The sequence below is a fragment of the Gemmatimonadetes bacterium SCN 70-22 genome, from assembly GCA_001724275.1.
In the GTDB taxonomy this organism is placed as follows: domain Bacteria; phylum Gemmatimonadota; class Gemmatimonadetes; order Gemmatimonadales; family Gemmatimonadaceae; genus SCN-70-22.
This window is the reverse complement of sequence record MEDZ01000018.1, coordinates 1-12352: the sequence shown is the minus strand read 5'-3', so window position 1 is coordinate 12352 and position 12352 is coordinate 1. Positions and strand designations below refer to the sequence as shown.

Genomic DNA, 12352 nt, shown 5'->3' with positions numbered 1-12352 from the left:
CGCCGGCCCCCCCCTGCGCCGGGCCCCCCTGCGCCGGGCCCCCCTGCGCCGGGCACCCCGGGCGCTGGGCGCGTATCGCTGCGATGCGGGCATCTCTGGCTGCACGGCGCGTGGCGCGGCACCTTCGTCGGGGGGGCGCTGACGTCGCCGCACGCTGCGGCTGACAGACGCGGCGTGTTTCCGCGCCTAGGTATCGCTCGAGGCGGACGAGGAGGGTACGAGATGACGCCGGACGAGCGCGCTCGCGGGGATTCGCCGTCGGTGGCGCGGCCGGCGATCTTCACGGCGCGCGGGCTCACCAAGACGTACCGGATGGGCGATGTGGACGTCCACGCGCTCCAGGGCGTCGACCTCGACCTGTACCCTGGCGAGTTCGTGGTGATCCTGGGGCCGTCGGGGAGCGGCAAGTCCACCCTGCTGAACATCCTGGGCGGGCTCGATGCACCCACGAGCGGGGAGGTGCACTTCCGCGAGCACGACCTGGTCGCCTCCACCGAGGGCGACCTCACCCGCTACCGTCGGGAACACGTCGGCTTCGTGTTCCAGTTCTACAACCTCATTCCCAGCCTGACGACGCTCGAGAATGTCGCCCTGGTGACGGAGATCGCCACCGATCCCATGGATCCTCGCGAGGCGCTCGCGCGAGTGGGGCTCACCGAGCGGCTGGACCACTTCCCGTCGCAGCTCTCGGGTGGCGAGCAGCAGCGCGTGGCCATCGCGCGGGCGCTGGCCAAGCGCCCAGACGTCCTCCTGTGCGACGAGCCGACCGGCGCGCTCGACGCCGAGACGGGCGTGGTCGTGCTCGACGCGCTCGCGCACATCAACAGCACGCTGGGGACGACGACGGCGGTCATCACGCACAACGCGCCGATCGCCGCGATGGCCGACCGCGTGTTGCGCATGCGCAGCGGGCGCATCGTCGAGGAAGTGCGCAACGCGGAGCGTCGCCCCCCCCGGGAGCTGGCGTGGTAGCGATGCGCGCCCTGGACCGCAAACTGTGGCGCGATGCCTGGCACTATCGCGGGCAGATGGCGGCAATCGCCGCGGTCGTCGCCTGCGGCCTCGCGCTGTTCGTCTCCCTGCGGTCGATGAACGGCTACCTGCGGGCGTCGCGCGACGCCTATTACCGCACCTCGCGCTTCGCCGACGTCTTCGTCTCGGTCCGCCGCGCCCCCATGCGCGCGGCCGACGAGGTGCGGCGGATCGACGGCGTGGGCCAGGTCGACGCCCGGATCGTGTCCGACGCCGTGGCTGACGTTCCGGGCCTCGCGGAACCGGCGGTCGTGCGGCTGGTCTCGATCGCCGTGCCGCGCCTCCCGGCGCTCAACGAGCTGCACCTGTCGACGGGGCGGTGGCCTGCGGCCGGTCACGACTTCGAGGTCGTGGCATCGCGCGCCTTCGCCACCGCCAATCGCCTCCAGGTGGGTGACTCGGTGGGCGTAGTCCTCAACGGGCGCTGGCGCCAGCTGCGGATCGTTGGCATCGGCATCTCGCCGGAGTACGTCTATGAGATCACCGGTGCCAGCATCTTCCCCGACAACCGACGCTTCGGGGTCATGTGGATGGGGCGCGGGGCGCTGGCCGCAGCCTTCGACCTCGAGGGCGCGTTCAACGACCTGGCCATCGCGCTGGCGCCCGGGGCCGACGAGCAGGCGGTGATCGATGCGGTCGATGCGCGCATGGCGTCTCACGGTTCCGTGGGGGCCTACGGGCGTTCCGACCAGGTGTCGCACCAGTTCCTGGACGGCGAGATCGACGAGACACAGGTGACCAGCGTGATCCTCCCCGCCATCTTCCTCGGGATCACCGCCTTCCTGTTGCACGTCGTCCTGTCGCGCCTGGTGGGGATGCAGCGCGAACAGGTGGCGACGCTGAAGGCCTTCGGCTACGGCAGTGCGTCCATTGCGTGGCACTACATCGGCCTGGCCATGGTGCCGGTCGGTGCCGGCATCATCCTGGGGGCCATCACCGGGCTCTGGTTCGCGGGACGGCTGGCCGTCGTGTACGCACGCTTCTTCCAGTTTCCGGCCGCCCCCTTCACCCCGGACTGGTCCATCGTCGTCACCGCAGCGGGGATCGGGGGCGGGTTCGGCCTCCTCGGGGCGTTGAGCGCGGTGGTCCGCGGCGTCTCGCTCCCCCCCGCCGAGGCCATGCGCCCCGAGGCACCGGCACGGTACCGGCGTGGCTCGCTGGAGCGCCTCGCTGGGGTCTTCACGCGCTCGCCCCGCCACCTCGTGATCGCCCGCAACATCGAGCGGCGCCAGGGAAAGACGATGATGACCATCGCCGGCCTGGCCCTCGCCGGCGGCCTCGTCATCACGATCGAGGGGATGTTCGACTCCATCGACTTCATCAAGACGCTGCAGTTCCATTTCACGGATCGCGGGGATGTGACCGTCGTCTTCCGCGACCTGCAACGCCGGGACGCGGTGCGCGCGCTGTCGCGCGAGCCGGGTGTGCTGGAAGTCGAGGGATTCCGCGCCGTGCCGGTGCGCCTGCGCCATCACGCGGCCACTTACCGCACGTCCGTGCTCGCCTATCCTCCCGACGCGCAGCTGCGGCGGGTCGTGGCGCTCGATCGCTCGGTGCGCCGGGTGCCGGAGGAAGGGATCCTCCTGTCCGCGTCGCTGGCCGGGCGCATCGGCGCGCGCGTGGGCGACCAGGTGCAACTCGAGCTGCTGGAGGGCGACCGTCGCGTGGTGCCGCTGGAGGTGTCCGGGCTGAATGCCGATCTCCTGGGGTCGGTGGCCTACATTCACCCTGCCGTGCTGCGCCGCATCGAGGGAAGCGTGGACACCTACTCGGGGGCGGTGCTGCGGGCGGATGCCCGGACGATCGACGTGCTCTACCAGCGCCTCAAGACCATGCCGGCGGTGGCGGGGGTGAACGTCCGCCGGGCCACGCTGGAGGGGTTCGAGCGGACGATCGCCGAGAGCTTCAACATCTCGCTGGTCATGACGCTGGGATTCGCCCTCGTCATGGCAGGGGGGATCGTCTACAACAGCGCACGCGTGGCGCTGTCGGAACGCGGCCGCGAGCTGGCGAGCCTGCGCATCCTCGGTTTCACGCAGCGCGAAGTCTCGGGGATGCTGCTCGGCGAGCAGGTCCTGCTCACCGTCGCGTCGTTCCCCGTGGCCTTTGGGGTCGCGTACTTCTTCACGTGGCTCATCGTGATCCGGTTCGAGTCGACCCTCTACCGCATCCCGATCGTGACACGGCCGGTGACCTACGCGATCGGGGTCGCCGTGGTGTCCCTGGCCACCCTCCTCACCGCGCTGGCGGTGCGCCGCCGGATCGGCCGCCTCGACCTGATCGCCGTGCTCAAGACCCGGGAGTGAACGCGATGCGACTGTCCCGCACCAGGATGCTGTGGATCGTTGGCGGGGGACTGCTGGCGGCGGCGATCGCCTGGCAGCTCCGCCCGGAGGCCCTCGACGTGCAGGTCGCGCCGGCCGCGATCGGGACGCTGCGGGTCACCCTCGAGGAGGAAGGGGTGACGCGCGTCCGCGATCACGTCGAGGTGGCGGCGCCCGTGACGGGGCGGGTCGAGGAGAGCCGGTACGAGGTCGGGGACTCGGTGCGCCGCGGCGACGTGCTGGCGCGCCTGCACCCGGCCCCGCTCGACCCGCGCACGCGCACGGAGGCGCAGGCACTGGTGGCGCAGGCCGTCAGCCGGGCGGCCGAGGCCAGCGCGCAGCTGCAACAACTGCGGGTCGCGCTGGCGGAGGCGCGCCGCGACCTCGGCCGGGCGCAGCGTCTCGCCGCGGCCGGGGCGATTGCCGAGCGCGACCTGGAGCAGGCGGGCGACCTGGTCCACGTGCGCGAGCGGGAGGTGGAGGCCGGGGCGGCGCGCGTCGCGGCCGCGCGGGAAGGGGAGCGGGCGGCGCGCGCCGCGCTCCTCGGAGCCGACCCACGGGGCGGTAGCGGGACCCCCGTCGCCGTCGTGTCGCCCATCGACGGGCTCGTGTTGCGCCTGTACGAGAGCCACGACCGCGTCGTCCCCGCGGGGACGCCGCTGGTCGAGGTCGGCGACCCGAGCCGCATCGAGGTGGTGAGTGACGTCCTCACGCGCGATGCCGCGCGTATCAGGCCCGGGATGACGATGGAGCTGCGCGCGGCCAGCCGCGCCCCGCTCACGGCGCACGTGGTGCGCGTGGAGCCTGCCGCCTTCACCAAGCGCTCGGCGCTGGGCGTGGACGAGCAGCGGGTGAATGTCATCGGGGCCTTCGACGGCCCCGTCAGCGGGCTCGGCGACGCCTTCGAGCTCGACGTGAGCGTCATCCTGTGGGAAGGGACACGCGTGCTGCGCGTCCCGTCGGCGGCGCTCGTCCCGCTCGACTCGGGGTGGGCAGTCTTCGCCGTGCAGGCGGGGCGGGCGCATCTCACCCCGGTCACGCTCGGGGAGCGCGGGGCCCAGGAGGTCGAGGTGAAGGACGGGATCGCCGCGGGAACGTCGGTCATCCTCCGTCCCGACGAGCGCCTGAAGGATGGGGGGCGCGTGCGTCCCATCCCCTGAGCGTTGCGCCTGGCGGCCGTCAGCGGTCGGGCGGGGCGCGCAGGAGGGCGCGCGTCGCGTCGTGCCGCGGCCGCGCGAGGACCGTGGCGGCGGGGCCGTGCTCGACGAGGACGCCGTGTGACAGGATGGCGACGTGGTCGGCGCACCCCCGGGCGAAGTCGACGTCGTGGGTGGCGACGAGGAGGGCGCGCCCCGAACGGGCGAGGACGCGCAGCGTCTCGCCCAACGATACCCGGCGCGCGGGATCGAGCGCCGACGTGGGCTCGTCCATCAGGAGGAGGAGCGGGTCCGGGGCCAGCGCGCGGGCGATCGCCACCCGCTGTGCCTCACCCCCGGAGAGCGCGCGGGGGAGCGCCCCGGCGCGGTGCAGCACGCCGAGGGTCCGGAGGAGCTCCCGGGCGACCTGCTCGGCGCGCTCGCGCGGCCAACCCAGCGCATGCACGGGGGCGAGCGTGACGTTCCCGAGCGCCGTCAGGTGCTCGAACAGCGCGTGCTGCTGGAAGACCATCCCGACCGCGCGCCGCAGGGCCCGCAGGCGGGACTCGGGAGGGAGCGGCCCCGGCTGCAACGTGACGTCGCCGATCGTGATGCGCCCGGCGCTGAAGGGCTGCAGCGCCGCGACGGTGCGGAGCACGGTCGACTTGCCCGCGCCCGAGACACCCATGAGCGCGCAGACCTCGCCGGGGGCGACGTCGAGGTCGACGCCGCGCAGGACGTCCTGCCCCCCGCGCTGCGCGCAGAGTCCGCGGATCTCGAGCGGTGCGCTCACCCGTGGCTCCAGCGGCGCTCCAGCGCGCGCGCCGCGCGCGCGAGCGGGAGCGAGAGCGCGAGGTACAGCGCGCCGCACAGCACTCCGGGGATGAACCAGCTCCCGATGTTGGTGGCGTAGATGGCGGTCTGCTTGGTCAGTTCGACGACGGTGATGACCGAGACGAGCGACGAGTCCTTGAGCAGGGCGACGAAATCGTTCGTCATGGGGGCAAGGGCGAGCCGGAAGGCCTGGGGCCCGCGCACGAGGCGGAGCGCCTGTATCTCCGACAATCCCAGCGTCCGCGCCGCCTCCAGCTGCAAGGGTGAGATGGACATGAGCGCCGAGCGGTAGATCTCCGACTCGTACGCGGCGTAGTTGAGTCCCAGCCCGATCACGGCGGCAAGGAAGGCGGGAAGGCGCACCACGCTCGACAGCCCGTAGTAGAGCACGAAGAGCTGGAGGAGCACCGGCGTCCCCCGCATCACCTCGACGTATGCCGTGAGCGCGAGCCGCAGCACCGGCGGGCCGTACACGCGTCCCGCGGCGACCGCGACCCCCAGCACCACGGCGAGCAGCATCGCCAGGCAGGAAAGGACCAGGGTGAGCCCCGCGCCGCGCAGGAGGGCGGGGAGGTAGCGCCCGATCATGGTCCCGCGCCCGCTGGCCGCGCCGGCTCCCGCTCCAGGCGCCTCGGCCAGGACCCGCTCGAAGTGCCGCGCCTGTCCCTCGTCCCAGATGTTCCAGCGGCGAAACGCCTGCTCCAGCCGCCCGTCGCGCATGCGCTCGCGCAGGATGGCGTTGGCCGAGTCGCGCAGGGCGCTGTCGCCCTTGGCGAAGACGGCGACGTAGTGCCCGGTGGCCAGGCTCCCCGGCTGGATGACGAAGCCCCCGGTGCGGCGCAGCGCACGCTGGGCGATGATGTGGTCGAGGAGCACCGCGTCGAGCCGGCCGGATGCAAGATCCGTGTAGGGGTGCACGTCGTCGTCGTACGACACCGGGATCACCCCGGAGCGTCGGGCATCCTCGTCGAGCATGCGGAAGGCCATGGTGGCGCCGAGTGTCCCGACGCGCTTCCCGGCGAGGTCGGCGAGCGACCGATAGCGCGCGGTGTCGGCCGGGCGGACCGCCAGCACCTCGCGGAACTCGAAGTAGGGGAGCGAGACGCTGTGGCGCTGGTGCAGGTCGGGATTGTCCTCGACGCCCGAGAGCCCCACGTCGAAGTCGCCCCGCTCCACCGATGCCGGGATGGACGCGAAGGCCACCTGGCCGAAACGCGGCTGGCGGCCCAGCCCCTCGGCGAGCATGGCCGCGACCTCGACGTCGAACCCCCGCACGCTGTCCGGGTGGGCCGGATCCGCCTCCACGTACGGGGCCCCGCCTTCGGCGTCACCTCCCCAGCGAAGGACGGGCGTTCCCGTCGCATCGGCGTGGGGAGGGGCGGGGGTGGCGCACGCGCCGGCCAGGGCGGCCATGAGGAGGCACGCCACCGCCCGGATCACCCGGTGGTTGTCGGCGGGCCGCGCCGGGCCGAAGCGCGCGGCCGCCCCCGGCCCCATGCGGCCGCCGAAGGGGCGCACCGGGCTCAGGAACGCGTGCCTAACGCGCGCCACCGCACCCGCAGTGACTCGAGGACGGTGGGGAAGTATCCCATCTGGGCGCGCTGGTCGGTCGTGGGCGGCTCCGAGACGCGCACCACGTTCCCGTAGAGGGCGGCGATCCGCTGCACGAGCTCGGCGGCGGTCTCCGCCACGTCGCGTGCCGCGGCGAGCCGCGCCTCGTCGCGGGGCGTGGTCCCTTCGAGTTGCCGGACCTCGGCGCGCGCGGAGTCGGCCAGCGCCGACGCCTCGCGATAGAGAACGGCAATCCGGTCGAGCGCCGCCGTCCATTGCTGCCGCGCGATCGGTGTCAGGCGAACCCGTGGATCCTCCACCACCTGGAAGCGTCGTGCGTACGTGTTCCCCCCGATGGCCAGGCGGGCCTCGTACGTGCCCGGAGTGGCGTACCGCCCGGGGAGCCCGCCGCCGAACCCCTCGTCGTCATCCCCGTCCTGGCGCCCACGCCGCAACTCCGGGAGGCGCAGGTTCCAGATGGCGCGCACCACGCCGCCCTTGCTGCTGGCGGAAAGGGGGACGCGCGCCACCTCGCGCCCACCCGGCGTGTGGATCGTCACGGCGCTCCCCTCGGGGATGCCGTCACGCGCCCAGAGGTCGATGATCGCGCCGTTCGGCGGGTTCTCGCCCCGGAACAGCATGTCGCCCGCGTGCGCCTTGGTGCTCGACATGCGCAGCTGGGCAGCCGGATTGATGGTGAAGATGTGGCCGGCGGCCGCTCGCACCGCAGGGGTCAGCTCCTGGAGCGCGCTGAGCTGGTCGATGATCCAGATCCCGCGTCCATGGGTGGCGAGGACGAGGTCGTTCTCGCGCGGCTGGATCACCAGGTCGTTGATCGGTACCGTCGGCATGCCGAACGGCATCGGCGACCAGTGGGCGCCCCCATCGAACGAGACGTACAGCCCGAACTCCGTCCCCAGGTAGAGGAGCTTCGGGTTCCTCGTGTCCTCGAGGATGGCGCGGATCGTCCGTGCCGGCGGAAGGTCGTTGACGATCGAGGTCCACGTCGCGCCGTAATCGGTCGACTTGAACAGGTAGTTCGTGTAGTCGTCGCCCTGGTGACCGTCGAAGGCGGCATAGACGGTCCCGGAGGCGTGGCGCGACGCGACGAGCGACGCGACCCACGTGTGCTTCGGGACGCCGGGAACGCTCGGCGTCAGGTCGGTCCAGGTACGACCGCCGTCGCGGGTGCGCTTCACGTTGCCGTCGTCGGTCCCCACGTACAGGAGCCCGTTCACGCGGGGCGACTCGCTGAGCGCCGATACGGTCGGGTAGTACGACACGCCGTCGTCCAGGGAGAGCGTCGTGGGCTCGGGTTCCTGGCCCATGATGCGCAACGAGCGGCGGTCGACGCCGGTGGTCGGGTTCCCTAACGAGCGCCAGGTGTCGCCGCGATCATCGCTCGTCCACAGCACGGCCATCCCCGCGAAGACGGTCTTGGGGTCGTGCGAGGAGATCAGGAACGGCGAGTTCCACCCGGCTGGCGGGATCTTCTTCCCCACGCGGGGATCGGGCGCCCCCCAGTTGCCGAGTTTCGGTCCCTCGCCCTCCTTGACGGTCGGGCGCAGGTTCCTGGCCTCGCGCGTCTGGAGGTTCACCCGGGTGATCCCGAGATACTGGGACGACGAGTACACCGTGCGGTTGTCGGTGGTGTCGATGACGTTGTGGAAGCCATCGCCGCCGCCCACGCGGAACCAGTCGTCGTTCAGGATGCCCTGCGTGGAGAAGGTCTGGTTGGGGCCGCACCAGCTGCCGTTGTCCTGCAACCCGCCGCACACGAAGTACGGCGATGAGGTGCTGGCCGAGACGTGGTAGAACTGCGAGACCGGGAGCGAGGAGACGTACAGCCACCTGGTCCCGCGGTCGTAGCTGATCCCGACACCACCGTCGTCGCCCTTGATGAGATGGCGCGAATCCTTGGGATCGACCCAGACCACGCGGTCGTCGCCGTGCAACGACTGCCGCGGTTCCACGAAGGTCTTGCCGCTGTCGTCGCTCACCGAGTACTGCACCATGTAGATGCGGCTCTGGTCGGAGGGATCGACACGAATCTGCGAGGAGTAGGCGGGGCGCGGGTTCCAGTCGCTCATGTGCCGCCACGACGCCCCCTTGTCCTCGGAGCGGAAGACGCCCCCCGCGCGCTTCGCGTAGGAGACGGACGACGTGTATCGCTCGCCTTGCTCGAGCGAGATGTAGACGATGCGCGGATCCTTGCGATAGATCGAGATCCCGATGCGCCCGACGATCCCCGTGGGGAGCCCGTGTTCCAGCTTCTGCCAGGTGCGTCCCGCGTCGGTGCTCTTGTACAGCCCGCTCCCCGGGCCCCCTCCCACGAAGCCGAAGGGGGCTCGGCGGCGCTGGTACAGGGCGGCGTAGACGATGTTCGGATCCGATGGATCGATCGCCACGTCGACGGCCCCTGTATCCTCGTCCTTCGCGAGCACGAGGGCCCAGCTCTTCCCGCCGTCTGTGGATTTGTAGAGCCCGCGCTCCGGGTTGGGCCCCCACAGATGCCCGGGAACAGCGACGTACACCACGTCGGAGTTGGTGGGGTCGATCGCGATGCGGGCGATGTGCTTGCTGTCGCGCAGCCCGACGTTCGTCCACGTGTCGCCGCCGTCGGTCGACTTGTAGACGCCGTCTCCCCACCCCGAGCTCTGCCGGTTCGTCGCCTCACCCGTCCCGATCCAGACGATGCGCGGGTCGCGCTGGTCCACAGTGATGGCACCGACGGAATGCACCCGTTCGCGCTCGAAGACCGGTTTCCAGGTGACGCCGTTGTCGCGCGTCTTCCAGACGCCGCCCGTTGCACTGGCGGCATAGAACTCGTACGAATCCGTTTCGTTGACGGCGATGTCGACGATCCGCCCGCTCATGTTGGCCGGACCGATGGTGCGCGCTCGCAGCGTGCTGAAGTCGCCGCCCTGCTGCGCGCCGAGCGAGAATGGCGTGGCCAGCAACGCGAGGGTCACGATGGCGACACTCGCCTCGGCGAGGACGACGCGAGACACAGGGCGCGTGGGCGGCACGCGAGATGACGACATGCGGGCGACGAGGGACGACATGGGCGAAGGAGGGTGGGAGACGCCGAAAGGCTAAGGCTTGGGACGTCCGTTGTCACGCGATCCGGCCCACGCCGCCGCCCACGGCGCGAGGTTCACCGCATGTCGTCCGGCGCGGCGCTTCCCATGCGACGCGGCTCGGGCCCTCGGGCTCAGCCCTGGCGGTTCACGCGGTGCCAGTCGCCCTCGTACTCCATGTACCGCGCCGTCTCCAACGCCAGGTCTTCGCCAAGCAGGCGGGCGACGACATGCAGCGACATGTCGATTCCCGCGCTGACCCCCGATGACAGGATCACGCGTCCGTTGTCGACGATCCGTGCCCCCTCGCGCACGGTGGTCCGCGGCGCCACGGCGCGCAGCTCGTCGAAGGCGAGATGGTGCGTCGTCGCCTCCATCCCCTCCAGTCGCCCGGCGCAGGCCAGCACCAGGGCCCCCGTGCACACCGACAGCAGGAATTCGCTCGCGCCACCGACGCGCGCCACCCATTCCAGCATCACCGGGTTCTTCATTTCGCGACGCGTGCCGAAGCCGCCGGGGACCACGAGGATGTCGGGCGTCGGCGCGCTCGCGAACGAGTGCAGCGGCGTCACCACGAGGCCGTTGCGCGCCCGGATCGTCTGGCCGCGCTCCGACACGGTGAACACGTCGAACGGATCCAGTTGCGCCCGTCGCCCGCAGACGGAGAAGACCTCGAACGGTCCGGCGAAGTCGAGCACCTCGACCTCATCGAAGAGGACGATGGCCACGGTCCGCCGCGGGATCGGGAGCGGACGTGATGAGGCGGGAGAAGACGAAATGATGGTCATCCCCTACATGATATGCGGGGGACACCCTCACGCGCGAGTCGGAGGCGTCGGACAGTTTCACGCCCATGTTTACCCACATCATCATCGAGCCCTTTCGCGTCCGCACGGTGGAGCCCATTCGGCAGACGACGCGCGAACAGCGTGCCGCCGCCCTCGAGGCGGCGCACTACAACGTCTTCCGCCTCGACGCCCGCGATGTCCTCATCGACCTCCTGACCGATTCGGGGACGGGGGCCATGTCGGCCAACCAGTGGGCCGCCATGATGCAAAGCGACGAGTCCTATGCCGGGGCCCGCTCGTACCATCGCTTCCGCGACGCCGTTACCGAGATCACGCACAAGGCGCACGTCCTTCCCACGCACCAGGGGCGAGCCGCCGAGCGCATCCTGTTCGGCGCGATGGTCAAGGCGGGGGACGTCGTCCCCAACAACACCCACTTCGATACCACGCGCGCGAACGTGGAGGATCGCGGGGCCATCGCGCTCGACCTTCCGTGTGTGGAGGGGCGCGACCCCGAGCTGGTGCACCCCTTCAAGGGGAACATGGACCTCGACGCCCTGGAGCGCACCCTGCGCGAGCATGCGGGGCGCGTCCCGCTGGTCATGCTCACCGTCACGAACAACTCCGGCGGGGGGCAGCCGGTGAGCATGGCGAACATCCGGGGGGTGCACGAGATCTGCGTGCGCCACCACGTCCCGTTCTTCCTCGATGCCTGTCGCTTCGCCGAGAACGCCTGGTTCATCAAGCTGCGCGAGCCGGGGTACGCCGAGCGAACGCCCGCCGAGATCGCGCGCGAGATGTTCACCTACGTGGATGGCTGCACGATGAGCGCCAAGAAGGACGGCCTGGCCAACATCGGCGGCTTCCTCGCGCTCAACGACGATGCGGTCGCCGCCCGGTGTCGCAACAACCTGATCCTCACCGAGGGATTTCCCACGTACGGTGGGCTCGCGGGCTATGACCTCGAGGCGATCGCCGTGGGGCTGCAGGAAGTGCTCGAGGAAGACTACCTGCGCTACCGGATTCGCTCGGTGGAGTACCTGGCCGAGAAGCTGCAAGCGGCCGACGTCCCGATGCTCGTCCCGCCAGGGGGGCATGCCCTCTATCTCGATGCCCGGCGGATGCTCCCGCACATCCCGCAGCTGCAATACCCGGCCTGGGCGCTCTCGTGTGCGCTCTACCTCGAAGGAGGCGTGCGGGCGGCCGAGATCGGGAGCGTGATGTTCGGGCTCCAACCCGACGGGAGCGAGCAGCCGTCGCGGATGGAACTGCTGCGCCTCGCCTTCCCGCGCCGGGTGTACACCCAGAGCCACGTGGACTACCTGGCGGAGGTCTTGCGCTACCTGCGGCAGCGCGCGCACGCCATCCGTGGGATGCGGATCGTGGAGCAGCCGCCGGCGCTGCGTCACTTCACGGCGAAGCTCGCCCCGATGGCGGGTGCACTGTACGCCGACTAGGGGACAAGTGCCTGGCGCGGGCGCCCGCGCCGCAGGGGCGCCCGCGCCGCAGGGGCGCCCGCGCCGCAGGGGCGCCCGCGCCTCAGGGGCGCCCGCGCCTCAGGGGCGCCCGCGCCTCAGGGGCGCCCGCGCCTCAGGAGCGCCCGCGCC

Annotated in this window: 8 protein-coding genes; 4 read left to right on the top strand and 4 right to left on the bottom strand. The window is 71.3% G+C overall.

Features of this window, described 5'->3' with window-relative positions; genetic code table 11:
• Positions 1-222: 222 nt before the first annotated feature.
• Genes ABS52_10380 through ABS52_10370 form a run of 3 tightly spaced genes read left to right on the top strand, consistent with a single transcriptional unit; the run spans position 223 to position 4516 of the window.
• Positions 223-972 carry an ABC transporter gene (locus ABS52_10380; protein ODT03157.1) on the top strand — a complete coding sequence of 250 codons (750 nt, stop codon included), beginning with the start codon at positions 223-225 and terminating at the stop codon, positions 970-972.
• A 2-nt stretch (positions 973-974) separates the two neighbouring features.
• Positions 975-3338: a hypothetical protein gene (locus ABS52_10375; GenBank protein ODT03156.1), complete on the top strand. Its 2364-nt coding sequence runs from the start codon at positions 975-977 to the stop codon at positions 3336-3338.
• A 26-nt stretch (positions 3339-3364) separates the two neighbouring features.
• Positions 3365-4516, top strand: coding sequence for a hypothetical protein (locus ABS52_10370; protein ODT03196.1), 1152 nt, complete (start codon positions 3365-3367; stop codon positions 4514-4516).
• 19 nt (positions 4517-4535) lie between these two features.
• Here ABS52_10370 and ABS52_10365 read toward each other — a convergent pair whose 3' ends face one another.
• The 4 genes from ABS52_10365 to ABS52_10350 form a co-directional block, all read right to left on the bottom strand.
• A complete protein-coding gene (locus tag ABS52_10365) occupies positions 4536-5285 on the bottom strand; it encodes a hypothetical protein (protein ODT03155.1) in 750 nt (249 codons plus the stop codon).
• Positions 5282-6571, bottom strand: a complete 1290-nt coding sequence (locus ABS52_10360; protein ID ODT03195.1) for a hypothetical protein — start codon at positions 6569-6571, stop codon at positions 5282-5284. The genes ABS52_10365 and ABS52_10360 overlap by 4 nt, the downstream gene beginning before the upstream one ends.
• A 278-nt stretch (positions 6572-6849) precedes the next feature.
• Complete coding sequence (locus ABS52_10355) at positions 6850-9942, bottom strand: hypothetical protein (protein ID ODT03154.1); 3093 nt, start codon at positions 9940-9942, stop codon at positions 6850-6852.
• A 149-nt stretch (positions 9943-10091) separates the two neighbouring features.
• Positions 10092-10745 (bottom strand): AraC family transcriptional regulator, encoded by a 654-nt coding sequence (locus ABS52_10350; GenBank protein ODT03153.1) that lies wholly within the window; start codon positions 10743-10745, stop codon positions 10092-10094.
• A 65-nt stretch (positions 10746-10810) separates the two neighbouring features.
• On the opposite strand from ABS52_10350, the gene ABS52_10345 reads away from it, so the two are divergent.
• The gene (locus ABS52_10345; protein ODT03152.1) at positions 10811-12202 is read left to right on the top strand and encodes a tyrosine phenol-lyase; all 1392 of its coding nucleotides are present in this window, start codon (positions 10811-10813) and stop codon (positions 12200-12202) included.
• Positions 12203-12352 lie beyond the last annotated feature (150 nt).

Bases quoted from the DNA above. Each gene is read 5' to 3' on its own strand.
- ABS52_10380 (ODT03157.1), top strand. From the start codon at position 223: ATGACGCCGGACGAGCGCGCTCGCGGGGATTCGCCGTCGGTGGCGCGG.
- ABS52_10375 (ODT03156.1), top strand. From the start codon at position 975: ATGCGCGCCCTGGACCGCAAACTGTGGCGCGATGCCTGGCACTATCGC.
- ABS52_10370 (ODT03196.1), top strand. From the start codon at position 3,365: ATGCTGTGGATCGTTGGCGGGGGACTGCTGGCGGCGGCGATCGCCTGG.
- ABS52_10360 (ODT03195.1), bottom strand. From the start codon at position 6,571: ATGCTCGCCGAGGGGCTGGGCCGCCAGCCGCGTTTCGGCCAGGTGGCC.
- ABS52_10355 (ODT03154.1), bottom strand. From the start codon at position 9,942: ATGTCGTCCCTCGTCGCCCGCATGTCGTCATCTCGCGTGCCGCCCACG.
- ABS52_10350 (ODT03153.1), bottom strand. From the start codon at position 10,745: ATGACCATCATTTCGTCTTCTCCCGCCTCATCACGTCCGCTCCCGATC.
- ABS52_10345 (ODT03152.1), top strand. From the start codon at position 10,811: ATGTTTACCCACATCATCATCGAGCCCTTTCGCGTCCGCACGGTGGAG.